The sequence below is a fragment of the Streptomyces sp. CBMA291 genome (genome assembly GCF_014596525.1).
Lineage (GTDB): Bacteria > Actinomycetota > Actinomycetes > Streptomycetales > Streptomycetaceae > Streptomyces.
Genome location: NZ_MSJP01000098.1, coordinates 78,127 through 101,307, shown reverse-complemented (window position 1 = coordinate 101,307; position 23,181 = coordinate 78,127). Strand labels below are relative to the sequence as shown.

Here is a 23,181-nt window from a genome sequence, read left to right as displayed (position 1 = left end):
GTCCGTACGGAGAGAGCGGGCGCGGGGGCTTCCCTTACGCGGCTTCGGCTACTCGCCAGTTGTGATGTGGGTCACTTATCGTTCAGCTGTCGAATCCGAGGCCCACCCGGTCCATCGCCTTCAGCCAGAGGTTGCGCCGTCCGCCGCGTTCGTCGGCGCGCGCGAGGGACCACTTGGTGATGCCGATGCCGGCCCAGGCGATCGGCTCGGGCGGGAACGGCAGCGGCTTGGAGCGGACCATCTCAAGGCCGGTGCGCTCGGTGCGCTCCCCCGCCAGCAGGTCGAGCATCACGTCCCCGCCGAAGCGGGTGGCGCCGACGCCGAGCCCGGTGAACCCCGCCGCGTACGCCACCTTGCCCCGGTACGCCGTGCCGAAGAAGGCGGAGAAGCGGGAGCAGGTGTCGATGGCGCCGCCCCAGGCATGGCTGAAACGGATCCCTTCCAGCTGCGGGAAGCAGCGGAAGAAGTGTTCGGCGAGCTTGAGGTAGGTCTCGGGGCGGTGGTCCATCTCGGCGCTGACCTTGCCGCCGAACGGGTAGATCGCGTCGTAGCCGCCCCACAGGATGCGCTGGTCGGCGGTGATCCGGAAGTAGTGGAACTGGTTGGCCGAGTCGCCGAGCCCCTGCCGGTTGCGCCAGCCGATGGAGGCCAGCTGCCCGGGGGTGAGCGGTTCGGTCATCAGGGCGTAGTCGTAGACCGGGACGGTGTACGGGCGGACGCGCTTGACGAGCGAGGGGAAGACGTTGGTGCCGAGCGCGACCCGCTGGGCGAGGACCCGCCCGTAGGGGGTGCGGACGCCCATGCCCGCGCCGACCGCGACCAGTTCGAGGCCCGGGGTGTTCTCGAAGATCCGCACGCCCAGGTCGAGGCAGGCGCGCTTGAGGCCCCAGGCCAGCTTGGCGGGGTTCAGCATGGCGACGCCGGTGCGGTCCCAGAGTCCGCCGAGGAAGGTCGGGGAGTCGACCTCGGCGCGCAGGGCGCCTTCGTCGAGGAGTTCGAGTCCGTCGGCGAGGCCGAGCCGCTCGATCTCCTCGTACATCTCGTGGAGTTCCTCGACCTGGTGGGGCTCGGTGGCCACGTCGATCTCGCCGGTGCGCTCGAAGTCGCAGTCAAGGGAGTAGCGGGCGACCGCCTCCTCGATGGCGTCGAGGTTGCGTCCGCCCAGCTCCTCCAGCTTCGCCAGCTCGTCCGGCCAGCGGGCGAGCCCGTTGCCGAAGCCATGGGTGAGGGAGGCGGCGCAGAAGCCTCCGTTGCGGCCCGAGGCGGCCCAGCCCACCTCGCGGCCCTCGATCAGCACGACGTCACGGGAGGGGTCGCGCTCCTTGGCGAGGAGCGCGGTCCACAGTCCGCTGTAGCCGCCGCCGACCACGAGGAGGTCGCACTTCTCGGTGCCGGTGAGGGCGGGCAGGGCGCCGGGCTTGCCGGGGTCTTCCAGCCAGAAGGGGACGGGCTGGGCGTCGGAGAGAGATCGTGCGGCGAGACGCATGGCTTCGGGGGCCATGGTTTCCAACTCCTTCGGTGCCTGGGCTGCTTTCCGCTCAGGCCGTTGCTGATTTCTTGCGCCGGTTCGTCATGACTTGCCCGGCTACGACCATCAGTACCGCGAGGGCGAACATCGCGGTGCCGATGACGTTGATCTGAACGGGGGTTCCGCGCTGTGCCGAGCCCCAGACGAACATGGGGAAGGTCACGGTGGAGCCCGCGTTGAAGTTGGTGATGATGAAGTCGTCGAAGGAGAGCGCGAAGGCGAGCATGCCGCCGGCGGCGATGCCGGGCGCGACGATCGGCAGGGTCACCCGCAGGAAGGTCTGCGCGGGGCTCGCGTAGAGGTCGCCCGCGGCTTCCTCCAGGCGCGGGTCCATGGACATGACCCTGGCCTTGACCGCCGTGACGACGAACGACAGGCAGAAGGTGACATGGGCGATGAGGATCGTCCAGAAGCCGAGCTGGATGCCCATGTTGAGGAAGAGCGTCAGCATGGAGGCGGCCATGACGACCTCGGGCATCGCCATCGGCAGGAAGATCAGCGAGCTGACCGCGCCGCGTGCCCGGAAGCGGTAGCGGACGAGCGCGAAGGCGATCATCGTGCCGAGGACGACGGCGCCGAGGGTGGCCCAGGCGGCGAGCTGGAGCGAGAGGGAGAGCGACTCGCACATGTCGGCGACGCCGCAGGGGTCCTTCCAGGCGTCCAGGGAGAACTCCTGCCAGGAGTAGTTGAAGCGTCCCTTCGGCTTGTTGAAGGAGAACGCCATCACCACCAGGTTCGGCAGGATCATGTAGGCGAGCGTGAGCAGGCCCGCGATGACGACGAGGTTGCGCCGGATCCAACGCATCAGACCAGGTCCTCCGTTCCCGCCCGGCGGATGTAGACGGTGACCATGACCAGCACGATCGCCATGAGGATGAAGGAGAGCGCGGCGGCCGTCGGATAGTCGAGGACCCGCAGGAACTGCGACTGGATGACGCTTCCGATCATCTTGGTGTCGGTGGAGCCGAGCAGTTCCGCGTTGACGTAGTCGCCGCTCGCGGGGATGAAGGTGAGCAGGGTGCCGGAGACGACGCCGGGCATCGACAGCGGGAAGGTCACCTTGCGGAAGGTGGTCGCCGGGGAGGCGTACAGGTCCTGCGCCGCCTCGTGCAGCCGTCCGTCGATCCGCTCCAGGGAGGTGTAGAGGGGCAGGATCATGAAGGGCAGGAAGTTGTACGTGAGACCGCAGACGACGGCCATCGGGGTGGCGAGCACCCGGTCGCCCTCGGTGAAGCCGAGCCAGCTGGTGACGTCGAGGACGTGCAGGGCGTTGAGGGTGTCCACGACGAGACTGTCGTCGGCCAGGATCGTCTTCCAGGCCAGCGTCCGGATGAGGAAGCTGGTGAAGAAGGGGGCGATGACGAGGACGAGGACGAGATTGCGCCAGCGTCCCGCCTTGAAGGCGATGAGGTACGCCAGCGGGTAGCCGAGCAGCAGGCAGAGCAGGGTCGCGGTGCCCGCGTAGAGCAGGGAGCGGACGAACTGCGGCCAGTACTCGTGGAAGGCGTCCCAGTAGGTCCGGAAGTGCCAGGTGACCTCGAAGCCCTGTTCGAGGGAGCCGGTCTGGACCGAGGTGGAGGCCTGGTAGACCAGCGGCAGCGCGAAGAAGACGAGCAGCCAGACGATGCCGGGCAGCAGCAGCCAGTAGGGGACGAGCCGCTTGCGGGTGGAGGGCTTGCGCGGGGCGGGCTCCCCGGTCGGCTCCACGGCCTCCTTCGGGAGGGTGGCGGTGCTCATCCGGCGTCCTCCACCGTCTCCACGCCCGCGTCGATGGCCTGGGAGGCGTCGAGCCCGAAGGTGTGCGCCGGGTTCCAGTGCAGGACGACCTCGGCGCCCGGGACGAGCCGGGTGTCGCGCTCGATGTTCTGCTCGTAGACCTGGAGTCCGGTGCCCGCGGGGCCGTCCACCACGTACTGGGTGGAGACGCCGATGAAGGAGGAGTCGGCGATCCGGCCGGTGACCCGGTTGCGGCCGTCGGCTATCGCGTCGGCGTCGTCGGCGTGCGTGAGCGAGATCTTCTCGGGGCGGACGCCCATGAGCACCTTGCCGCCCTGCCGGACGGCGCTCGTACAGCGGTCGCCGGGCACCCGGAGCCTGCCGCCGCCCGCCGTGACCAGGACGTCGGCGCCGCCGCTCTCCAGGACCTCGGCCTCGATGAGGTTGGAGGTGCCGAGGAAGTTGGCGACGAAGGTGGTCCGCGGGTTCTCGTAGAGGTCGGCGGGGGCGCCGAGCTGCTCGACCCGGCCGCCGTTCATCACCGCGACCTGGTCGGCCATGGTCATGGCCTCCTCCTGGTCGTGGGTGACGTGCACGAAGGTGATGCCGACCTCGGTCTGGATGCGCTTCAGCTCCAGCTGCATCTGGCGGCGCAGCTTGAGGTCGAGGGCGCCGAGCGGCTCGTCGAGGAGGAGGACCTGCGGGTGGTTGATGAGCGCGCGGGCCACGGCGACGCGCTGCTGCTGGCCGCCGGAGAGCTGGTGCGGCTTGTGGCGGGCCTTGTCGCCGAGCTGGACGAGCTCCAGCATGTCGTCGACCTGCTTGCGGACGGACTTGACGCCCCTGCGGCGCAGTCCGAAGGCGATGTTCTCGGAGATGTCCATGTGCGGGAAGAGCGCGTAGGACTGGAAGACGGTGTTGACCGGCCGCTTGTAGGGCGGGAGGTCGGTGACGTCCCGGTCGCCGAGGAAGACGGTGCCGGTGCTGGGCTCCTCCAGACCGGCGATCATCCGCAGGGTGGTGGTCTTGCCGCAGCCGGAGGCGCCGAGGAGGGCGAAGAAGGAGCCCTGCGGGATGGTCAGGTCGAGCGGGTGGACGGCGGTGAAGGAGCCGTACGTCTTGCCGATCCCGGTGAGACGGACGTCGCCGCCGGTGGTGGTGTCAGTCATGGGGTGTGGTCCCAGGGAGTGAGAGAGGTGGACGACGTGGGCCTCAGGCACCGATGAGCTTGGCGAACTTCTCCTCGTACGCCGTCTCCTCGGCGGTGCTGAGCGAGCGGAAGGCGTGCGACTTCCTGGCCATGGCCTGGTCCGGGAGGATCAGCGTGTTGTTCGCGAGCGCGGGGTCGATCTTCGACAGCTCGTCCTTCACCCCGTCGACCGGGCACACGAAGTTGATGTACGCGGCGAGCCGGGCGGCGGTGGGCGGCTCGTAGTAGTGGTCGATGAGCTTCTCGGCGTTGGTCTTGTGCCGGGACCCGGCGGGGACGAGCAGGTTGTCGGTGGAGGTGATGTATCCGGCGGCCGGGACGGCGTACCGGATGTCCGGGTTGTCGGCCTGGAGCTGGATGACGTCACCGGCCCAGGCGAGACAGGCGGCGAGGTCGCCCTTGTCCAGGTCCGACGTGTAGTCGTTGCCGGTGAAGCGGCGTATCTGCTTGGTGTCGACGCCCTTGGAGAGGCGTCCGACCGCCGCGTCGAAATCGGCGTCGGTGAAGGTGCCGGGGTCCTTGCCGAGGTCGAGCAGGGTCATGCCGATGGTGTCGCGCATCTCGGTGAGGAAGCCGACGCGGCCCTTGAGGGCGGGGTCGTCGAGGAGCTGGGTGACCGAGTCGACCTTCCGCCCTCCGGTCGCCTTCACGTTGTACGCGATGACGGAGGAGATGCCGGTCCAGGGGTAGGAGTGGGACCGGCCCGGGTCCCAGTCGGGGGTGCGGAACTGGGCGGAGAGATTGGCGTACGCGTGGGGCAGGTTCGCCGGGTCGAGCTTCTGGACCCAGCCGAGCCGGATCATGCGGGCGGCGAGCCAGTCGGTGACGCAGATCAGGTCGCGGCCGGTGTCCTGGCCCGCGGCGAGCTGCGGTTTGACCTTGCCGAAGAACTCGACGTTGTCGTTGATGTCCTCGGTGTACTTGACCGTGATGCCGGTGCGCCGGGTGAAGTCCTGGAGGGTGGGGCGGGACTTGCCGCTCTCGTCGACGTCCATGTACTCGGTCCAGTTGGAGAAGGAGACGGTCTTCTCCTTCGCCGAGGCGTCGTCGGAGACGGCGCCCTCGCCCGTCCGCCCGGCCGGCGGGATGCCGCAGGCGCTCAGTCCGGCGAGGGCGCCGACGGTGAGCGCCCCGAAGCCGCCCGCGCGCAGCACCGAGCGGCGGCTGAGGGCGCCCCGGCCACTGGTCAGGGTGCGGCGGATCGCCGCCGCCCGCGCGGCCGAGAGGCGGTCGGGCTCGTACTGCTCCATACGCTGTGCCCTTTCGGAGTGTGCGTCGCCTGGTCAGGGCGGAAGTCGGCTATCGGTCCCCGAAGATCGTGCGGTGCCAGTCCTTGGCCGCCACTGCCGTGTTGTCGAACATCACATGCTTGACCTGCGTGTATTCCTCGAAGGAGTAGGCAGACATGTCCTTGCCGTAGCCCGATGCCTTGGTGCCGCCGTGCGGCATCTCGCTGATGATCGGGATGTGGTCGTTGACCCAGACGCAGCCCGCCTTGATCTCCCGGGTGGCGCGGTGGGCCCGGTAGACGTCCCGGCTCCAGGCGGAGGCGGCGAGACCGTAGGGGGTGTCGTTGGCGAGCCGGATGCCCTCGTCGTCGCCGTCGAAGGGCAGGGCCACCAGGACCGGCCCGAAGATCTCCGACTGGACGACCTCGCTGTCCTGCGGGGCTCCGGTGATCAGGGTCGGCCGGTAGTAGGCGCCGCCCTCCAGGTCGCCGCCGGGCGCCTCCCCGCCGGTGACGACGGTGGCGTAGCCGCGGGCGCGCTCGACGAATCCGGCGACGGCGTCGCGGTGCCGGTGGCTGACGAGCGGGCCGAGGTCGGTGGCCGGGTCGAAGGGGTCGCCGACGCGGACGGTCTCCATCAGCTCGGCGACCCGGGCGACGAAGGCGTCGAAGAGCGGGCGCTGGACGTAGGCGCGGGTGGCGGCGGTGCAGTCCTGGCCGCTGTTGATGAGGGAGGCGGCGACGGCTCCGTGCGCGGCGGCTTCCAGGTCGGCGTCGTCGAAGACGACGAAGGGCGCCTTGCCGCCGAGTTCGAGGTGGAGGCGCTTGACGGTGCCGGTGGCGATCTCGGCGACGCGCTTGCCGACGGCGGTGGAGCCGGTGAAGGAGGTCATGACGACGTCGGGGTGGCCGACGAGGTGCTCGCCCGCGTCCCGCCCGGTGCCGTTGACGATGTTGACGACGCCGTCGGGGATGCCCGCGTCGGTCGCCGCCTGCGCGAACATCAGCGAGGTCAGCGGGGTCAGCTCGGCGGGCTTGAGGACGATGGTGTTGCCCGCCGCGATGGCCGGGAGGATCTTCCAGGCGGCCATCTGGAGCGGGTAGTTCCAGGGGGCGATGGAGCCGACGACGCCGATCGCCTCGCGCCGGACGTACGAGGTGTGGTCGCCGCTGTACTCGCCGGCCGACTGGCCCTGGAGATGGCGGGCGGCCCCCGCGAAGAAGGCGGTGTTGTCGACGGTCCCCGGCACGTCGAACTCGGTGCTGAGCTTGAGGGGCTTGCCGCACTGGAGGGACTCCACGGCGGCGAAGTCCCCGGCCCGTTCGGCGAGCACGGCGGCGAAGCGGTGGAGGGCGTCGGAGCGCTCCCCCGGGGTGGCTCCGGACCAGCCGGGGAAGGCCGCCTTGGCGGCGGCGACGGCCTCGTCCACATCGGCGGTGGAGGCCAGTCTGTAGGTGTACACGCTCTTTCCGGTCGCCGGGTCGATCACACTGTGTTCCCGGTCGGAGGTCCCGGCACGGAGCCGTCCGCCGATGTACTGTGCGCCGTCCGCGAAGCGGTCCGTCACCTGAAAGCGGTTGCCCATGACGCTCTCCGTTGTTCCAGCTCGATTTGAGTGCCGATCCTGACATGGCGCCAGAAGGCCAACAAGTGATTCCGCCGTTGCCTTTTGGTTACGCGGCGGAATCGGTCGACCATGTGTCGAGGCGGCCGGAAAATCTCCGTACGGAGTGTCCGTGGCGCATGCCACACTCGCGTGCATGAGCCACATCGAGTCGTTGACGCAGCAGGTCAGCAGGGGTGATCGGGTGAAGTGGCTGCCCTTCTGGGGTCACCGTCCGCGACCGGACGGACACCTTTCGGCGAGTTGTCTCAGCCAGTGGTGGCCCGCACCCTTCGTAGTCGAAGGGGAGGGATACGCGACCGCCGAGCACTGGATGATGGCGGCCAAGGCCCGGCTCTTCGGCGATGCCGGGGCCGAGCGGGCGGCGCTGACCGCCCGTACCCCCGCCGAGGCGAAGAACGCGGGCCGGGGGGTGCGGGGCTTCGACGAGGCGGTGTGGGAGCGGGAGCGCTTCGGGATCGTCGTCGAGGGCAGCGTCCACAAGTTCTCCTCGGACGAGGCGCTGCGCGCCTTCCTCCTCGGCACGGGCGAGCGGGTCCTGGTGGAGGCCAGCCCGCTGGACCGGGTCTGGGGCATCGGGCTCGCCGCCGACGACCCCCGCGCGACCGATCCCGCCCGCTGGCGCGGCCTCAACCTGCTGGGCTTCGCCCTGATGGAGGCCAGGGAGCGGCTGCGCCAGGAGTGAGGAACGGCGCGGGGCCGGGAAACGCAGGGGGGCCGGGGAACGCAGGGGGGCCGGGGAACGCAGGGGGGCCGCGCACCCGTGCCCGTACGGGGGCGGGGAACGCGCCGGGCCCCGCACCTGGGATCAGGTGCGGGGCCCGGTCGCGCGCGGGGTGACTCGGTGGCCGGTCGCGCGCGGGTGGCTCAGCGGCCGTTCTCGATCACCAGGCTGGAGGCGAACGGGTCGTCGGTGCCGGAGTCGTCGTACTCCTCGCCCTGCGCGATCGCCCAGACGATGAAGGACAGGAAGACCGCGCTGATCAGGGTGCCGATGGCGCCGAGCACGATGCCCGCGACGGCCATGCCCCGGTTGGTCGCCTCGCCCCGGCCGGCCTTCTTCACTCCGATGATGCCGAAGATCAGCGCCAGGATGCCGAGGACCGCGCCCAGACCGTAGAGGCAGAAGCCCGCGACGGAGATGATGCCGAGCACCATCGCGGTGGTGCCCATGCCGTTGGACGGGGCCTGCTGCCAGCCCGGCTGGCCGCCGTACGGCGTCGACGGGTAGCCGGGGTAGCCGTAGCCGGAGGCACCCGTGGGCGCCGCCGGGGCGGTCGGATAGCCGTAGCCGCCGGGGGCGCCCGCCGCCGGGTAGCCGTAGCCGGCGGCCGCCGGGCCCGTCGGGGCGACCGGGGGCGGCGGCACCGCGCCCTCGGGCTCGGGCGTCACCGGCACGGACGTGACGGTCTGCTGGTCGTGGACCTCCGGCCGCGGGTCCTGGCCCGGCGCGGACTGCGGGTCCTGGCCCGGCGCGGACTGCGGGTCCTGGCCCGGCGCGGACGCCGACTTGCTCAGTTCCACGCCTTCGCGATTCGGCGGAGCCCACGGGTCCGCCGGGTCGAATCCGCCCCGCGGCTGGTCTTGGTTGTCAGACATGGGCCTCCCCCCATCATGGTGCCGCCATGCTACGGCCTCCCCCCTACGGGGCATCCGTCCGGCCTACGATGATCCGATGACCGACCTCCATCCCTTCATCGCGGGGCTTCCCAAGGCCGAGCTGCATGTGCACCACGTCGGCTCCGCCTCGCCCCGGATCGTCGCCGAACTGGCCGCCCGGCACCCGGACTCCAAGGTCCCCACGGACCCGGAGGCTCTGTCCGACTACTTCACCTTCACCGACTTCGCGCACTTCATCGACGTCTACCTCTCCGTCGTCGACCTGGTCCGCACCCCCGAGGACGTCCGGCTCCTCACCTTCGAGATCGCCCGCGACATGGCCCGGCAGAACATCCGGTACGCCGAGCTGACCATCACCCCCTACTCCTCCACCCGCCGGGGCATCGACGAGCGCGCCTTCATGGAGGCCATCGAGGACGCCCGCAAGGCGGCCGAGGCCGAGTTCGGCACCCTCCTGCGCTGGTGCTTCGACATCCCCGGCGAGGCCGGACTCGTCTCCGCCGAGGAGACCGCGCGGCTCGCCACCACCGACACGCTGCGCCCGGAGGGCCTGGTCTCCTTCGGTCTCGGCGGACCGGAGATCGGCGTGCCGCGCCCGCAGTTCAAGCCGTACTTCGACCGGGCGCGGGCGGCCGGACTGCACTCCGTCCCGCACGCGGGCGAGACCACGGGCCCGGAGACCGTCTGGGACGCCCTGCGCGAGCTGGGCGCCGAGCGCGTCGGCCACGGCACCAGCTCCGTGCGGGACCCGGAGCTGCTCGCCCACCTGGCCGAGCACCGGATCGCCCTGGAGGTCTGCCCGACCTCCAACATCGCCACCCGGGCCGTCGCCACCCTGGACGAGCACCCGATCCGGCGGATGGTCGAGGCGGGTGTCCTGGTCACGGTCAACAGCGACGACCCGCCGATGTTCGGCACCGACCTCAACAGCGAGTACGCCGTCGCCGCCCGGCTCCTCGGGCTCGACGAGCGCGGGGTCGCCGCCCTCGCCAAGAACGCCGTCGAGGCCTCCTTCCTCGACGCCCCGGGCAAGGCGAGGATCGCCGCGGAGATCGACGCCTACACCGAGGGATGGCTCGCGCGCTGACGACGCCGGGACCGACAATGGGGCCATGGACTCCGTCACTGTCGTAGGTCACCGCGGCGACCCCTACCGCGCCCGCGAGAACACCCTCCGTTCGATCGTCTCGGCGGTCGAGCGGGGGGCCGACACCGTCGAGGTCGACGTCCGGACGACGAAGGACGGGGTGCCCGTCCTCCTCCACGACGACACCCTCAAGCGCCTGTGGGGCCACGACCGGCCGCTCGCCTCCCTCACCCGCGAGCAGGTCGCCGAGGTGTCGCGGGGCGGCATCCCGACCCTGCGCGAGGCGCTGCTCACCGCCGGGGAGACCCGGCTGATGCTGGACCTGCCGGGCGGCGACGAGAGCACGGTCCGGACGATCGTCGGCACGGTCCGCGAGTGCGGCGCCGGGGAGCGCGTCCTCTACTGTGCGGGGGCGGTCGCCATGCTCCGGGTGCGGGCGGCGGACCCGTCCGCCGAGATCGCGCTGACCTGGACCTCGCTCGCCCCGCCCCGTCCGACGCTGCTCGACGCCGTCCGGCCCCGTTGGCTCAACTACCGTTTCGGCCTGGTGAGCAGGGAGCTGACCGACCGGGTGCACCGGGACGGTCTGCTGGTCTCGGCCTGGACCGCCGACACCCGGCGCACCATGCGTAAGCTGATCATGAACGGGGTCGACTCGGTCACCACGAACCGGGTCGACGCACTGGCCGACGTCCTGCGAAAGGCTCGCTCATGAACGACCGCATCCGGACCGACATCGCCCACAACGCCCGTGTGTGGAACTACTGGCTGGGCGGCAAGGACAACTACCCGGTGGACCGCGCGGTCGGCGAGCAGGTCACCGGCTTCTACCCGAGCATCGGCGAAGTCGCCCGCGCCGACCGGGCGTTCCTGGGCCGGGTGGTGACCCATCTGGCCGCCGACGCGGGCATACGCCAGTTCCTCGACATCGGTACGGGGCTGCCGACGGCCGACAACACCCACGAGGTCGCCCAGCGTTCCGCGCCCGACGCCCGGATCGTCTACGTCGACAACGACCCGATCGTCCTCACCCACGCCCGCGCGCTGCTCACCAGCGCCCCGGAGGGCGTCACTGAGTACGTGGACGCCGACGCGCACGACCCGGAGACGATCGTCAAGGCGGCTTCGGCGACGCTCGACTTCTCCCAGCCGGTCGCGGTGATGATGCTCGGCATCCTCAACTTCGTCATGGACACCGACAAGGCGCGGTCGATCGTGCGGACCCTGATGGACGCCGTCCCCTCCGGCAGCCATCTCGTCCTGACCCACCCGACCCTGGAGCCGGAGCTGGGCGGCGAGGGCAACCACGAGGCGATGGCCTTCTGGAACGAGAACGCCACCCCGCCGATCACCGCCCGCAGCCGCGCCGACTTCGCCTCCTTCCTCGAAGGGCTCGACCTGCTGGAGCCCGGCATCGTCTCCTGCTCGCGCTGGCGCGCCGAGGGGGCGCCGGTGGTCGCGCAGTTCGGCGCGGTGGGCCGCAAGCCCTGATGGGGAGCGGGGGGGCCGTGCGCGTCCGGGAGGCCGTGAGGCTCCGGGGGGAGCGGGTGCGGGAGTGGGGGGCGGCCAACCCGTGGGCGGTGGACGCGGGGATCGCGCTGCTGGTCCAGGCGGCGGTGACGATGCCGTTCGTGGTGCCGCGCGGTCCCGATCTCGAACCGGCGACGTGGAGCGCGTACGGACTGACGACGCTCACGGTGCTGCCGCTGGCCTGGCGGCGGCGCGCGCCGCTCGCCGTGTTCCTGGCGGTGCTGGCGACGAGCGCGCTGTACAAGCTGGCCGTGGCGGGTCCCGGGCAGCCGTTGCCGTACACCGGGCTCGTCGCCATCCATACGATCGCGCTGCTCTCCCCGCCGGTGAAGCGTCTGGTGACGGTGGGGCTGCTGCTTGTCGCGGTGCCGGGGTCGGTGTGGCTCAACACCCAGTCGGCGCGCGAACTGACCTTCTCGTTCTTCGTGTTCGGCGCCGCCTATGTCTTCGGGCGGCTCCAGGACGCCCGGCAGCGCGCCCACCGGGTCGAGGAGGAGCGGGCCGCCGCGCGGGAGCGGGCCAGGATCGCGCGGGAGATGCACGACGTCCTGTCGCACGCGGTGAGTCTGATGGTGGTCCAGGCGGAGGCGGGGCCGGTGGCGGTGCGGACGGCCCCGGAGCGCGCCGAGGCCGCGTTCGAGGCGATCTCGGAGACGGGCCGGGAGGCGATGACGCAGCTGCGGCAGCTGCTCGGGCTGCTGCGGGAGGGCCCGGAGGGGGCCGCGCCGCGCGCTCCGCAGCCGGACCTCGGCGCGCTTCCGGAGCTGCTGGCGCGGGTCCGGGCGGGCGGGACGGCCGTGGAGTACCGGACGGAGGGCGGGGTGCGGGCGCTGCCCTCGGCGACCGGCGCGCAGGTGTACCGGATCGTCCAGGAGGCGCTGACCAATGTGGTCCGGCACTCCGGGGCGCGCCGGGCGGAGGTCCGGCTCGTGCACGCGGACGGGGTCCTGCGGGTCACGGTCACCGACGACGGGCGCGGTCCCGGCCGGTCCCGGCCGGGCGGCGCGGGGCACGGGCTCACCGGGATACGGGAGCGGGCCGCCTCGCAGGGCGGGACGATGGCGTACGGCCCGGGTCCGGGCGGCGAGGGGTTCGAGGTGCGGGTGGTGCTGCCCGTGCCGTCGGGGGCGGAGGTGGGGGTGTGACGGTGATCCGGGTGGTGGTCGCGGACGACCAGGAGCTGGTGCGCAGTGGTTTCGCGATGATCCTGGACGCGCAGCCGGACATCGCGGTGGTCGCGGAGGCGGGCGACGGCGCCGAGGCGGTCGAGGCGGTGCGTCGGCACGCGCCGGACGTGGCGCTGCTCGACGTCCGGATGCCGGGGATGGACGGGATCGAGGCCTGTCGGGTGATCGCCGGGGAGTCCCGCTGCCGGACGGTGATCCTGACGACCTTCGACACGGACGCGTATGTGTACGAGGCGCTGCACGCGGGCGCGAGCGGCTTCCTCCTGAAGGACGTGCGGCGCGACGATCTGGTGCACGCGGTACGGGTGGTGGCGGCGGGCGAATCGCTGCTCGCGCCTTCGGTGGCCCGGCGGCTCGTGGAGCAGTACACCTCGGGCGGTCCCCGCAGGACGGCGCCCGATCCCCGGCTCGACGTCCTGACGGCCCGGGAGCGGGAGACGCTGCTGCTGCTCGCGCGGGGGCTCTCGAACGCGGAGATCGCGGCGGAGCTGGTGGTCAGCGACCACACGGTGAAGACGCATGTGGGGAACGTGCTGTCCAAGCTGGGGCTGCGGGACCGGGTGCAGGCGGTGATCTGCGCGTACGAGACGGGTCTGGTCGCGGCGGGGGCTTCCCCGTCCGGGTCTGTCCCGCCCTGGCCTTCCTCGCTCTGAACGCCCCGGCCAGGTCTCCGGCGCCGGGGGCTCCCCGTCGCCGGAGACCTCCCCCGGGCGGGGGAGGCGGGAGGCCTGGTTCCTCCCCCGGGCCGGGGAGGTGTCGGCCTCTCGGAGACCGCCGGTGCGGGTGATCCGCGCGGGGTGCCCCGGCGGCCAGGATGGAGCCATCGACCACGGCTCACATCACGGGAGTTGACCATGAGGAAGTCCCTTCGGGCACTGCTCGCCGCCACCCTGGTCCTGGGGGTGGCCGGCGGTCCGGCGGCCGTCCCCGCGCTCGCGGCGGGAGGGACCGCGGCCACGGCCCCGGCCACCGCACCGGCCGGGGCGTCCGATCCGGGCGAGGCCCTGTCGGCGGTGCTCGCGGGGCTGCCCCGGGCGGACGCGACGGCCGCGCTCGTCCGGGTCGGCGGCCGTGAGGGCGTCTGGCGGGGCAGTGCGGGGGTCCACGATCTGGAGTCGGGCGCCCCGGCGGATCCGGCGGCGCGGTTCCGGGCCGGTTCGGTGACGAAGGTGTTCACGGCGGCGACCGTGCTCCGGCTGGCGGCCGAGGGGCGGATCGATCTGGACCGTACGGCCCGTTCGTATCTGCCGGAGCTGATCCCCGGCCGGTACGCCACGGTGACGGTCCGCCAGCTCCTGAACCACACGCACGGCATCCCGGCGGCCGATCTGCCGGGCGAGACGGTGGAGGAGTGGTACGCGCACCGCTTCGATCGGCACACTCCGGTGGAGCTGGTGCGCTCGGCGGTGGCGCAGCCGCGCGAGTTCCGGCCGGGCACCCGTCAGCACTATCTGAACATCGGCTACACGATCGCGGGGCTGATCGTGGAGCGGGTGACCGGTGACTCGTTCGAGAAGCAGGTGGAGCGGCGGGTGCTGGGTCCGCTGGGGCTGCGGGACACGTACTTCCCGCGCGGTGCGGCCGGGTTGGCGGGGCCGTACAACCATGGTTATCAGACGATGCGGCTGGACGACGGGACGACCGGGCTGCGGGATGTCTCCGTCTGGGGGACGTCGGACGCCTGGGCGGCCGGTGATCTGGTGTCGACCACCGCCGATCTGGAGCGGTTCGTCCGGGAGCTGTTCGCGGGGCGGGTGGTGCGCGGGCCGCTGCTTGAGGAGATGTTCACGCTGCCGAAGGTCCCGGACGCGGCGAGCGGCGAGCCCGCCGCGTACTCCGTCGGTCTGTCGATGAAGCGGCTCGGCGGGCGCGAGGTGTGGGGCAAGACGGGGGGCCGCTGGGGGTACAACGCGGCCGTCGCCTCGACCCGGGACGGTTCGCGGACCCTGGTCTACAGCGTCAACGCCACGGACGCGAAGGGCCAGGACGTGAACCGTACGGCGCTTGGCCTGATGGTGGCGGCGTACGGCCTGCCGGACTGAGCGGCGGGCGTCACCAGCGGTCCCAGTGGAGCACCTGCTCGCGCGGGACGCGCCGGGCGGGCCGGAAGTCGGTGCCGAGGGTGTAGGCGACGGGGATGAACGCGGCCTGCATGACCTCGCCGTAGGGGATGCCGAGGAAGCGGGCGAACTCCCGTTCCATCGGCAGGTTCCCGGTCGTCCACACCGTGCCGAGGCCGCGTTCCCGGGCGGCGAGCATGAAGCTCCAGGCGGCGGGCAGGATCGATCCCCAGGTACCGGCCTGATGGGTGACGGGGGCGCCTTCGGTGCGACCCTCGACGCAGGGGATGACGTACGCGGGGACCTCGTGCAGATGCCGGTGGAGGTGGCCGACCCCGGAGTAGACGCGGTCCATCACGCCGGGCGCGACCTCGGCCCTGCGCACGTCGCGGGCGGGCAGCGGCTGATGGGCGCCGGGGACGGTGAGGGCGGCGCGCCAGAGGTCGGCGAGGACGGCGCGGCGGTCCGGGTCGGTGACGATGACGAAGTGCCAGCGCTGCCGGTTGCGGCCGGTGGGTGCCTGGACGGCGAGGTCCACGCACTCCTCCAGGAGGGCGCGGGGCACCGGCCGGGTCAGGTCGAGCCGGTGGCGGACGGCGCGGGTGGTGGAGAGCAGGGTGTCGGAAGCGAGACCGAGGTTCATGTGTTGAGCCTCGTACGGGCCCGGCGGGGCGGGGAAGTACGGGATTCCACTGGGTGGAAGACGGGGGCGGGGAGATGGCGGAGAGTGTGGCGGGGCGGCTGTTCTCGGTCCTGGACGCCTTCGAGGAGGGCGGTCCGCCGTCGCTGCGGCTCACCGACATCGCGGCCCGTACGGGGCTTCCGGCGCCGACGGCGCTGCGGATGGTGCGGGAGTTGGTGGCCTGGGGCGGTCTCGAACGGGGCGCGGACGGGGCGTACCGGCTGGGGTTGCGGCTGCGGGCGCTCGGCGCGGCGGCCCCCTGCCCGCGCGGTCTGCTGACCGCGGCGCTGCCCGCGCTGCGGGTGCTGGGGGCGCGGACGGGCGGTCACGCGGACGTGGCGGTCGCGGCGGGTCCGCCGGGCGGCGGGACGCTGTGTCTGGTGAGCGGGGAGCGGTGGCCGGGGCACGCGACGGCGTACGGGGCGATCCTGTGGTCCGGTCCGCCGGTGGCGCCGGCCCGGCTGACCCGGCACACGGTGGTGGCGCCGGGGGTTCTGGCGGCGCGGTCGGCCCGGTTCCGGGCGGCGGGGCTTGCGGTCTGCGCGGAGGAGTACCGGCTGGGCGAGGTGACGGTGGCGGCGCCGGTCCGGGGTCCCGCGGGGACGGTGGCGGCGCTGGGCGTGACCGTCCCGACGGGCGTGCCGCTCGCCCGGGTGACGGCGGCGGTGCGGGAGGCGGCCGACGGGGTGCGGGTGGGGTGAGGCCCCGGTCGTCTCTTTCGGATCGTGCCGGGGGCCCTCACGGCCCGCCGCTCACAGCCCCACGATGGTGTTCCACTTCTTCGTGAACTCCTGGCGTTCGTCGGCGCGGATGTCCCGGCAGATGGCGAGGCGGGCGCTCATCTCGGCGTCGGGGAAGATCAGCGGGTCCTCGGCGAGGGCGACGAGGTCCTCGTCGCCGGAGTCGGCGAGGACCGCCTGGGCGGCGGGGACCGGGCAGACGTAGTTGACCCAGGCGGCGAGTTCGGCGGCGACCTCGGGCTCGTAGTAGTAGTCGACGAGCTTCTCGGCGTTGGTCTTGTGCCGGGCGAGGTTGGGGATCATGAGGGATTCGGCCCAGAGTTCGGCGCCTTCCTCGGGGACGACGAACTCGATGTCCGGGTTGTCGGCCTGGAGTTGGATGACGTCGCCGGAGTAGGCCTGGCAGGCGAGGACGTCTCCGGTGGAGAGGTCCTTGATGTAGTCGTTGCCGGTGAAGCGGCGGATGTGCTTGCGGCGGACGAGGCCTTCCATCTGCTCGCAGAGGGTGTGGAAGTCGTCGGCGGTCCAGCGGGTGACGTCGACGCCGTTGCCCTGGAGGAGCAGGGCCATGGACTCGTCGAGCCCGGAGAGCAGGGTGACCTTGCCTCGCAGGTCGTCGGCCCAGAGTTCCTTGGTGGAGCGCAGTTCCCTGCCGAGCTTGCGGCGGTTGTACGCGATGCCGGTGATGCCGGACTGCCAGGGGACGCTGTGCAGCCGTCCGGGGTCGAAGGCGGGGGTGCGCAGCTGGGGGGCGAGGTGGGCGGCGACGTTGGGCTGGGCGGCGCGGTCCATCTCCTGGACCCAGCCGAGGCGGACGAAGCGGGCGGCCATCCAGTCGCTGATGACGACGAGGTCGCGGCCGGTCTGCTGGCGGTTCATCAGGGAGGGGCTGATCTTCCCGAAGAACTCGTCGTTGTCGTTGATCTCCTCGGTGTACCGGACGTCGATGCCGGTGCGCTTGCGGAAGGCGTCGAGGGTGGGGCGCTTCCTGGGGTCCTCGTCGTCGGTGTCGATGTAGAGCGGCCAGTTGGCGAAGGCGAGGGTCCGGTCGCGGGCGGAGAGGTCGCGTCCGGCGCGGTCGGCCTCCTCGACGTAGGCGGCGGGGACTCCGCACCCGGCCGTGAGCAGGGTGGCGGCTCCGGCGCCGCCGAGGCCGCGCAGCAGGGCTCGGCGGGTCATGGTCTTCCTGGTCGCTCTCACCCGTGCAGCATCGCGGTCGGCGGCGGGCCGGGCAATGGACGGTCCGTCGAGCGAAGGACCGAGGCCCCGACACCTTGTCGATCAAGGGGCCGGGGCCTCGGCGGGAGGACCGGTGGGGGTCGGCCCGGGGAAGGGCCGGGGGCGGCCCCGGGGAGGGGCCGGTGAGGGGTCAGCCCAGGGAGGTCATGACGTGCTTGACGCGCGTGTAGTCCTCGAAGCCGTAGGCGGAGAGGTCCTTGCCGTAGCCGGACTTCTTGAAGCCGCCGTGGGGCATCTCGGCGACCAGCGGGATGTGGGTGTTGATCCACACGCAGCCGAAGTCGAGGGCCTTGGACATGCGCATGGCGCGGGCGTGGTCCTTGGTCCAGACGGAGGAGGCGAGGGCGTACTCGACGCCGTTGGCGAACTCCAGGGCCTGGGCCTCGTCGGTGAAGGGCTGGACGGTGATGACCGGGCCGAAGACCTCGTTCTGGACGATCTCGTCGTCCTGCTTGAGGCCGGAGACGACGGTGGGGGCGTAGAAGTAGCCCTTGTCGCCGACGCGGTGGCCGCCGGCCTCGACCTTGGCGTGCGCCGGGAGGCGCTCGATGAAGCCGCTGACCTGCTTGAGCTGGTTGGCGTTGTTGAGGGGGCCGTAGAGCACGTCCTCGTCGTCCGGCTGTCCGGTCTTCGTCTCGGCGGCGGCCTTGGCGAGGGCGGCGACGAAGGTGTCGTGGATGGACTCGTGGACGAGGACGCGGGTGGCGGCGGTGCAGTCCTGGCCGGCGTTGAAGAAGCCGGCGACGGAGATGTCCTCGACGGCCTTGTCGATGTCGGTGTCCTCGAAGACGACGACGGGGGCCTTGCCGCCCAGCTCCAGGTGGACGCGCTTGACGTCCTTGGCGGCCGACTCGGCGACCTGCATGCCCGCGCGGACGGAGCCGGTGATGGACGCCATGGCCGGGGTCGGGTGCTCGACCATCGCCTTGCCGGTGGTGCGGTCGCCGCAGACGACGTTGAAGACGCCCTTGGGGGCGATCCCGCCGATGATCTCGGCCATCAGGACGGTCGACGCGGGGGTCGTGTCGGAGGGCTTGAGGACGACGGTGTTGCCCGCGGCGAGGGCCGGGGCGAACTTCCACACGGCCATCATCATCGGGTAGTTCCAGGGGGCGACCTGGGCGCAGACGCCGACGGGCTCGCGGCGGACGATGGAGGTCATGCCCTCCATGTACTCGCCGGCGGAGCGGCCTTCGAGGAGCCGGGCGGCACCCGCGAAGAAGCGGATCTGGTCCACCATCGGCGGGATCTCCTCGCTCGCGGTGAGGGCGACCGGCTTGCCGGTGTTCTCGACCTCGGCGGCGATGAGTTCCTCGGCGCGCTCCTCGAAGGCGTCGGCGATCTTGAGGAGTACCTTCTGGCGCTCGGCGGGGGTGCTGTCGCGCCAGGCGGGGAAGGCGGCGGCGGCGGCTTCCATGGCGGCGTCGACGTCGGCCTGTCCGGAGAGCGGGGAGGTGGCGTACACCTCGCCGGTGGCCGGGTTGACGACGTCGATCGTGCGGCCGTCGGCCGCGTCGCGGAACTCCCCGTCGATGTAGTTACGCAGCCGGCGCAGCTCGGTGGTCACTTCCACCCCTCCTGTCACGTTCTGTCGTCGCACGTCGCCGTGCGCGTCTCGGTGGGCGAGACACCCCAGCCTAGTCATAAGGCTGATGCTTTCAACAGGCCCGACCCTCCATAACTTCGGATTCAGTGCTTGTTGGGGCCTCATGCAACGAATTACATCGGTCTGGGGTTGCGATACCGACGAGTCTCGGTGCAGAGTGAGGCGTGGCCAGTCGAAGCACAGACTCCAGAACCGGAACCGGTTCGTCCCCGACGATCGACGCCGTCTCCCTGGCGATCATCGAACAGCTCCAGGAGGACGGTCGCCGCCCCTACGCGGCGATCGGCAAGGCCGTGGGCCTCTCCGAAGCCGCCGTACGGCAGCGCGTCCAGAAGCTTCTCGATCAGGGCGTCATGCAGATCGTCGCCGTCACCGACCCGCTCACCGTGGGTTTCCGACGGCAGGCGATGGTCGGCATCAACGTCGAGGGTGACCTGGATCCGGTTGCGGAGGCACTGACCGGGATGGCCGAATGCGAGTACGTGGTGATGACCGCGGGCTCCTTCGACCTGATGGTGGAGATCGTCTGCGAGGACGACGACCACCTCCTGGATGTGATCAACAAACGCATCCGCGCCCTTCCCGGCGTGCGCTCCACCGAGAGCTTCGTCTACCTCAAGCTCAAGAAGCAGACCTACATGTGGGGAACTCGATAACCGTGACCCAGGACCTCTCCAAGACCGCCTACGACCACCTGTGGATGCACTTCACCCGCATGTCGTCGTACGAGAACTCGCCCGTCCCCACCATCACGCGTGGCGAAGGCACCTACATCTTCGACGACCAGGGCAAGCGCTACCTCGACGGTCTCTCGGGCCTCTTCGTGGTCAACGCCGGACACGGCCGCAAGGAACTGGCCGAGGTCGCCTACAAGCAGGCGCAGGAACTCGCGTTCTTCCCCGTGTGGTCGTACGCGCACCCCAAGGCCGTCGAACTGGCCGAGCGCCTCGCGAACTACGCCCCCGGCGACCTCAACAAGGTCTTCTTCACCACCGGTGGCGGCGAGGCCGTCGAGACCGCCTGGAAGCTCGCCAAGCAGTACTTCAAGCTCCAGGGCAAGCACACCAAGTACAAGGTCATCTCGCGTGCGGTCGCCTACCACGGCACCCCGCAGGGCGCCCTGTCCATCACCGGCCTGCCGGCCCTGAAGGCCCCCTTCGAGCCGCTGGTCCCCGGCGCGCACAAGGTGCCGAACACCAACATCTACCGCGCCCCGATCCACGGCGACGACCCCGAGGCCTTCGGCCGCTGGGCCGCCGACCAGATCGAGCAGCAGATCCTCTTCGAGGGCCCCGAGACCGTCGCCGCCGTCTTCCTTGAGCCGGTGCAGAACGCCGGTGGCTGCTTCCCGCCGCCGCCCGGCTACTTCCAGCGCGTCCGCGAGATCTGCGACCAGTACGACGTGCTGCTCGTCTCCGACGAGGTCATCTGCGCCTTCGGCCGCCTCGGCACGATGTTCGCCTGTGACAAGTTCGGCTACGTGCCCGACATGATCACCTGCGCCAAGGGCATGACCTCGGGCTACTCCCCGATCGGCGCCTGCATCGTCTCCGACCGCATCGCGGAGCCGTTCTACAAGGGTGACAACACCTTCCTGCACGGCTACACCTTCGGTGGCCACCCGGTGTCGTCGGCGGTCGCGCTCGCCAACCTCGACATCTTCGACAAGGAAGGCCTCAACCAGCACGTCCTGGACAACGAGGGCGCCTTCTTCTCGACGCTCCAGAAGCTGCACGACCTGCCGATCGTCGGCGACGTCCGCGGCAACGGCTTCTTCTACGGCATCGAGCTCGTCAAGGACAAGGTCACCAAGGAGACCTTCACGGACGAGGAGACCGAGCGCGTGCTCTACGGCTTCCTCTCCAAGGCGCTCTTCGACAACGGCCTGTACTGCCGTGCCGACGACCGCGGCGACCCGGTCATCCAGCTGGCCCCGCCGCTCATCTCCGACCAGCGCACCTTCGACGAGATCGAGGGCATCCTGCGCACGGTGCTGACCGAGGCGTGGACCAAGCTGTAAGGGTCTCCCCCCCAGCATCACGCCGCCCTCACGGCGTGACCCCGGCCCGGGGCGCGGCCATCCGAGTGGATGGCCGCGCCCCGGGCCGCGTGCCGTGCGTACAAAACGATCTGAATCCTTACGGTGCCCAGTGACCGACAGGCCCGTCTTTCGTTCCCCGGACGGGGGGAGCACAGATTCGGATCCGACATCGAGGTGTACGCGATGGCCCCACCGGACAACGACGTGCTCTGGGCGCGTTCCCTGCACTGCGCCCTGGGCGGCACGGACGCCCTCGGCGGCGTCTCCCTCGGGGTCCGCGAGGGCGAGATCCTCGCCGTCACCGGACCGTGCGGCAGCGGCAAGACCACCCTCCTGCGCTGCCTCTCCGGCCAGCTCCTCGCCCAACGCGGCGAAGTCTGGTTCAACAGCATCCCCGTCCACACCCTGCCCGCCGCCGACCGCGAACGGCTCCGCCGCGAACGCTTCGGCTGGATCGACCCCACCCCCGGACTCGTCCCCGAACTCACCGGCTGGGAGAACGCCGCCCTGCCGCTGCTCCTGCGGGGCACCTCCCACCGCGCCGCCAGGACCGCCGCCCTCGAATGGCTGGAGCGCCTCGACATCGGCGCCGTCGCCCGCACCCGCCCGCACGCCCTCACCCGCGCCCAGTGCCAGCGGATCGCCGTCGCCCGCGCCCTGATCACCACCCCCTCGGTGCTCTTCGCCGACGAACCGACCGCCGCCCTGCACCGGGCCGAAGGCGCCCTGGTCCTGCGGACCCTGACCGCCGCCGCCCGCTCCCACGGCATCACCGTGCTCCTCGCCACCCACGACGCCGAGGTCGCCGCCTGCGCCGACCGCTCCCTCGCCCTCCTCGACGGGCGCCGGGCCGGCACCGTACCCCCGGCGTCCGGGGCGGAGGGCGTCGCCGCGTGCTCGCTCTCCGTCTAGCCCGCGGCTCCCGCCCCCTCGTCCAGACCCGGCGGCTCCTCGTCGCCACCGCGACCGCAGGGACGGGCTTCCTCCTGCTCGCCACCCTGGGATACGCCCTCGGTCACCCGGGCTCCCCCACCTCCGTCCTACGGCTCCTCTGGTGCGTCCTGCCCCTCGTCGCCACCGTGCAGTTCGCCGTCGCCGTCGCCCGCACCGACCCCGGCACCCGCCCCAGGACCGGCCTCTCGGCCGTCGGGCTCGGCCCCGCCCGCCTCACCGCGATCGCCGCCGCCTCGACCGCCGCCGCCTGCGCCCTCGGCTCCGCCCTCGCGCTCCTGGTCTATCTGCACCTGCGCGGCGACCTCACCGGACTCCCCTTCGACGGCGCCGCCGCCGGACTCCTCGCCGCCGACCGGCCCGTCCCGCTCGCCGCCGCCCTCACCCTCCTCGCCGTCCCCCCGGTCGCCGCCTCGACCGCCGCCGGGCTCGCCCTGCGCCCCCGCACCGCGCCCGCCGCCCCGGAAGGCGCCGAGCGGCCCGTCCCCACCGGGCTGCCCTGGGGCACCGCCCTGATCGCCGCCGGACTCGCCGTCGAGACGTACACCGGACGCGGCGGCGGCGAAGGACTCCCCCTCCCCGGCCGTCTCGACAGCAGCCCGGGAGCCGTCCTCGCGGGCTGGGTCCTCACCGCACTCGGCCTCGCCCTCGCCGGGCCCGGCCTCGTGCACGGCTGCGGGCGGATCCTCCAGGCCGTCCGGCCCGGCGCCGTCCGGCTCCTCGCGGGCCGGATCCTCACCGAGGAGGCCCGGCGCGTCGGCCGCCCCCTCGGCGTGGTCAGCGCGGTGCTCTCCGGCGCCTACGCGGGCGCCGCCCTCCACGCGGCGGGCCCCGAGTCCGGGGCGATCGGCCCCCTCACCGGCCTCGGCGCCACCCTCGTCCTCGCCTGCACCACCGCCACCCTCCTCACCGCCGCCCTGGAGGCCCGGCAGAGCCGCGAGCCCACCACCGAGGCCCTCCTGCGCGTCGGCACCCCGCCCACCGCCCTGCGCAGGGCCGCCCTCCTGCGGGCCGCCGCCCTCGCCGCCGTCTTCCTCCCCCTGACCTGGGCCATCGCGGAACTGGCGGCGCTGCCCCTGAAGGGCTGACCCGCCCGACTCCCACGCCCCCCGCAGCCCCCGCGCCTACCCT

At 71.8% G+C, this 23,181-nt stretch carries 22 protein-coding genes; 12 read left to right on the top strand and 10 right to left on the bottom strand.

All coding sequences use genetic code 11. From position 1 onward, the window contains the following. Nucleotides 1-82: 82 nt before the first annotated feature. Genes BU197_RS23990 through BU197_RS23965 form a run of 6 tightly spaced genes read right to left on the bottom strand, consistent with a single transcriptional unit; the run spans nucleotide 83 to nucleotide 7,268 of the window. Nucleotides 83-1,501 (bottom strand): NAD(P)/FAD-dependent oxidoreductase, encoded by a 1,419-nt coding sequence (locus tag BU197_RS23990; protein WP_188270376.1) that lies wholly within the window; start codon nucleotides 1,499-1,501, stop codon nucleotides 83-85. Nucleotides 1,502-1,538: 37 nt separating this feature from the next. After that, nucleotides 1,539-2,333 (bottom strand): ABC transporter permease, encoded by a 795-nt coding sequence (locus tag BU197_RS23985; RefSeq protein WP_188270375.1) that lies wholly within the window; start codon nucleotides 2,331-2,333, stop codon nucleotides 1,539-1,541. Continuing rightward, nucleotides 2,333-3,265 (bottom strand): ABC transporter permease, encoded by a 933-nt coding sequence (locus BU197_RS23980; protein ID WP_188270374.1) that lies wholly within the window; start codon nucleotides 3,263-3,265, stop codon nucleotides 2,333-2,335. Before BU197_RS23980 ends, BU197_RS23985 begins: the two co-directional genes overlap by 1 nt. Then, a complete protein-coding gene (locus tag BU197_RS23975; RefSeq protein WP_188270373.1) occupies nucleotides 3,262-4,413 on the bottom strand; it encodes an ABC transporter ATP-binding protein in 1,152 nt (383 codons plus the stop codon). Before BU197_RS23975 ends, BU197_RS23980 begins: the two co-directional genes overlap by 4 nt. Before the next feature lie 43 nt (nucleotides 4,414-4,456). Continuing rightward, nucleotides 4,457-5,704 (bottom strand): PotD/PotF family extracellular solute-binding protein, encoded by a 1,248-nt coding sequence (locus BU197_RS23970; protein WP_188270372.1) that lies wholly within the window; start codon nucleotides 5,702-5,704, stop codon nucleotides 4,457-4,459. Between the two features lie 49 nt (nucleotides 5,705-5,753). After that, nucleotides 5,754-7,268 carry a gamma-aminobutyraldehyde dehydrogenase gene (locus BU197_RS23965; protein WP_188270371.1) on the bottom strand — a complete coding sequence of 505 codons (1,515 nt, stop codon included), beginning with the start codon at nucleotides 7,266-7,268 and terminating at the stop codon, nucleotides 5,754-5,756. Between the two features lie 175 nt (nucleotides 7,269-7,443). Between BU197_RS23965 and BU197_RS23960 the strand changes: the two genes are divergently transcribed. Then, complete coding sequence (locus BU197_RS23960) at nucleotides 7,444-7,992, top strand: NADAR family protein (RefSeq protein WP_188270370.1); 549 nt, start codon at nucleotides 7,444-7,446, stop codon at nucleotides 7,990-7,992. Nucleotides 7,993-8,174: 182 nt separating this feature from the next. On the opposite strand, the gene BU197_RS23955 is transcribed toward BU197_RS23960, so the two are convergent. Continuing rightward, nucleotides 8,175-8,906, bottom strand: a complete 732-nt coding sequence (locus BU197_RS23955) for a DUF4190 domain-containing protein (protein ID WP_188270369.1) — start codon at nucleotides 8,904-8,906, stop codon at nucleotides 8,175-8,177. Nucleotides 8,907-8,982: 76 nt separating this feature from the next. Here BU197_RS23955 and BU197_RS23950 point away from each other — a divergent pair, with 76 nt between their 5' ends. The 6 genes from BU197_RS23950 (at nucleotide 8,983) to BU197_RS23925 (ending at nucleotide 14,773) form a co-directional block, all read left to right on the top strand. Next, nucleotides 8,983-10,014 carry an adenosine deaminase gene (locus BU197_RS23950; protein WP_188270368.1) on the top strand — a complete coding sequence of 344 codons (1,032 nt, stop codon included), beginning with the start codon at nucleotides 8,983-8,985 and terminating at the stop codon, nucleotides 10,012-10,014. 25 nt (nucleotides 10,015-10,039) lie between these two features. Then, entirely contained in the window at nucleotides 10,040-10,729 is a 690-nt protein-coding gene (locus BU197_RS23945; protein WP_188270367.1) for a glycerophosphodiester phosphodiesterase, read from the top strand. Further along, on the top strand, nucleotides 10,726-11,505 hold the full coding sequence (locus tag BU197_RS23940; protein ID WP_188270366.1) for an SAM-dependent methyltransferase: 780 nt from the start codon (nucleotides 10,726-10,728) through the stop codon (nucleotides 11,503-11,505). The genes BU197_RS23945 and BU197_RS23940 overlap by 4 nt, the downstream gene beginning before the upstream one ends. 131 nt (nucleotides 11,506-11,636) lie before the next feature. Continuing rightward, nucleotides 11,637-12,689, top strand: a complete 1,053-nt coding sequence (locus BU197_RS23935; RefSeq protein WP_223183966.1) for a sensor histidine kinase — start codon at nucleotides 11,637-11,639, stop codon at nucleotides 12,687-12,689. Between the two features lie 56 nt (nucleotides 12,690-12,745). Further along, on the top strand, nucleotides 12,746-13,384 hold the full coding sequence (locus BU197_RS23930; protein ID WP_411158528.1) for a response regulator: 639 nt from the start codon (nucleotides 12,746-12,748) through the stop codon (nucleotides 13,382-13,384). A gap of 201 nt (nucleotides 13,385-13,585) precedes the next feature. Then, the gene (locus BU197_RS23925) at nucleotides 13,586-14,773 is read left to right on the top strand and encodes a serine hydrolase domain-containing protein (protein WP_188270364.1); all 1,188 of its coding nucleotides are present in this window, start codon (nucleotides 13,586-13,588) and stop codon (nucleotides 14,771-14,773) included. A gap of 10 nt (nucleotides 14,774-14,783) precedes the next feature. Here BU197_RS23925 and BU197_RS23920 read toward each other — a convergent pair whose 3' ends face one another. After that, nucleotides 14,784-15,434 (bottom strand): nitroreductase family protein, encoded by a 651-nt coding sequence (locus tag BU197_RS23920; protein ID WP_188270363.1) that lies wholly within the window; start codon nucleotides 15,432-15,434, stop codon nucleotides 14,784-14,786. A 74-nt stretch (nucleotides 15,435-15,508) separates the two neighbouring features. Between BU197_RS23920 and BU197_RS23915 the strand changes: the two genes are divergently transcribed. Next, nucleotides 15,509-16,174 (top strand): IclR family transcriptional regulator, encoded by a 666-nt coding sequence (locus tag BU197_RS23915; RefSeq protein ID WP_188270362.1) that lies wholly within the window; start codon nucleotides 15,509-15,511, stop codon nucleotides 16,172-16,174. Between the two features lie 51 nt (nucleotides 16,175-16,225). On the opposite strand, the gene BU197_RS23910 is transcribed toward BU197_RS23915, so the two are convergent. Continuing rightward, nucleotides 16,226-17,392, bottom strand: coding sequence for a PotD/PotF family extracellular solute-binding protein (locus BU197_RS23910; RefSeq protein WP_188270361.1), 1,167 nt, complete (start codon nucleotides 17,390-17,392; stop codon nucleotides 16,226-16,228). Nucleotides 17,393-17,582: 190 nt separating this feature from the next. Continuing rightward, on the bottom strand, nucleotides 17,583-19,019 hold the full coding sequence (locus BU197_RS23905) for a gamma-aminobutyraldehyde dehydrogenase (protein WP_188270360.1): 1,437 nt from the start codon (nucleotides 19,017-19,019) through the stop codon (nucleotides 17,583-17,585). Between the two features lie 203 nt (nucleotides 19,020-19,222). Here BU197_RS23905 and BU197_RS23900 point away from each other — a divergent pair, with 203 nt between their 5' ends. The 4 genes from BU197_RS23900 to BU197_RS23885 all read left to right on the top strand — a co-directional run bounded on the left by BU197_RS23900 (nucleotide 19,223) and on the right by BU197_RS23885 (nucleotide 23,138). After that, complete coding sequence (locus BU197_RS23900) at nucleotides 19,223-19,714, top strand: Lrp/AsnC family transcriptional regulator (protein ID WP_188270359.1); 492 nt, start codon at nucleotides 19,223-19,225, stop codon at nucleotides 19,712-19,714. Then, nucleotides 19,699-21,078, top strand: a complete 1,380-nt coding sequence (locus tag BU197_RS23895; protein WP_188270358.1) for an aspartate aminotransferase family protein — start codon at nucleotides 19,699-19,701, stop codon at nucleotides 21,076-21,078. The genes BU197_RS23900 and BU197_RS23895 overlap by 16 nt, the downstream gene beginning before the upstream one ends. Nucleotides 21,079-21,282: 204 nt before the next feature. After that, a complete protein-coding gene (locus tag BU197_RS23890; protein WP_188270357.1) occupies nucleotides 21,283-22,011 on the top strand; it encodes an ABC transporter ATP-binding protein in 729 nt (242 codons plus the stop codon). Next, nucleotides 21,993-23,138: a hypothetical protein gene (locus BU197_RS23885; RefSeq protein ID WP_188270356.1), complete on the top strand. Its 1,146-nt coding sequence runs from the start codon at nucleotides 21,993-21,995 to the stop codon at nucleotides 23,136-23,138. Before BU197_RS23890 ends, BU197_RS23885 begins: the two co-directional genes overlap by 19 nt. Nucleotides 23,139-23,181: the final 43 nt, after the last annotated feature.

Excerpts from the sequence above, each read along its gene's own strand:
- BU197_RS23990 (WP_188270376.1), bottom strand. The coding sequence starts at position 1,501 with ATGGCCCCCGAAGCCATGCGTCTCGCCGCACGATCTCTCTCCGACGCC.
- BU197_RS23985 (WP_188270375.1), bottom strand. The coding sequence starts at position 2,333 with ATGCGTTGGATCCGGCGCAACCTCGTCGTCATCGCGGGCCTGCTCACG.
- BU197_RS23980 (WP_188270374.1), bottom strand. The coding sequence starts at position 3,265 with ATGAGCACCGCCACCCTCCCGAAGGAGGCCGTGGAGCCGACCGGGGAG.
- BU197_RS23975 (WP_188270373.1), bottom strand. The coding sequence starts at position 4,413 with ATGACTGACACCACCACCGGCGGCGACGTCCGTCTCACCGGGATCGGC.
- BU197_RS23970 (WP_188270372.1), bottom strand. The coding sequence starts at position 5,704 with ATGGAGCAGTACGAGCCCGACCGCCTCTCGGCCGCGCGGGCGGCGGCG.
- BU197_RS23965 (WP_188270371.1), bottom strand. The coding sequence starts at position 7,268 with ATGGGCAACCGCTTTCAGGTGACGGACCGCTTCGCGGACGGCGCACAG.
- BU197_RS23960 (WP_188270370.1), top strand. The coding sequence starts at position 7,444 with ATGAGCCACATCGAGTCGTTGACGCAGCAGGTCAGCAGGGGTGATCGG.
- BU197_RS23955 (WP_188270369.1), bottom strand. The coding sequence starts at position 8,906 with ATGTCTGACAACCAAGACCAGCCGCGGGGCGGATTCGACCCGGCGGAC.
- BU197_RS23950 (WP_188270368.1), top strand. The coding sequence starts at position 8,983 with ATGACCGACCTCCATCCCTTCATCGCGGGGCTTCCCAAGGCCGAGCTG.
- BU197_RS23945 (WP_188270367.1), top strand. The coding sequence starts at position 10,040 with ATGGACTCCGTCACTGTCGTAGGTCACCGCGGCGACCCCTACCGCGCC.
- BU197_RS23940 (WP_188270366.1), top strand. The coding sequence starts at position 10,726 with ATGAACGACCGCATCCGGACCGACATCGCCCACAACGCCCGTGTGTGG.
- BU197_RS23935 (WP_223183966.1), top strand. The coding sequence starts at position 11,637 with ATGCCGTTCGTGGTGCCGCGCGGTCCCGATCTCGAACCGGCGACGTGG.
- BU197_RS23930 (WP_411158528.1), top strand. The coding sequence starts at position 12,746 with ATGATCCTGGACGCGCAGCCGGACATCGCGGTGGTCGCGGAGGCGGGC.
- BU197_RS23925 (WP_188270364.1), top strand. The coding sequence starts at position 13,586 with ATGAGGAAGTCCCTTCGGGCACTGCTCGCCGCCACCCTGGTCCTGGGG.
- BU197_RS23920 (WP_188270363.1), bottom strand. The coding sequence starts at position 15,434 with ATGAACCTCGGTCTCGCTTCCGACACCCTGCTCTCCACCACCCGCGCC.
- BU197_RS23915 (WP_188270362.1), top strand. The coding sequence starts at position 15,509 with ATGGCGGAGAGTGTGGCGGGGCGGCTGTTCTCGGTCCTGGACGCCTTC.
- BU197_RS23910 (WP_188270361.1), bottom strand. The coding sequence starts at position 17,392 with ATGACCCGCCGAGCCCTGCTGCGCGGCCTCGGCGGCGCCGGAGCCGCC.
- BU197_RS23890 (WP_188270357.1), top strand. The coding sequence starts at position 21,283 with ATGGCCCCACCGGACAACGACGTGCTCTGGGCGCGTTCCCTGCACTGC.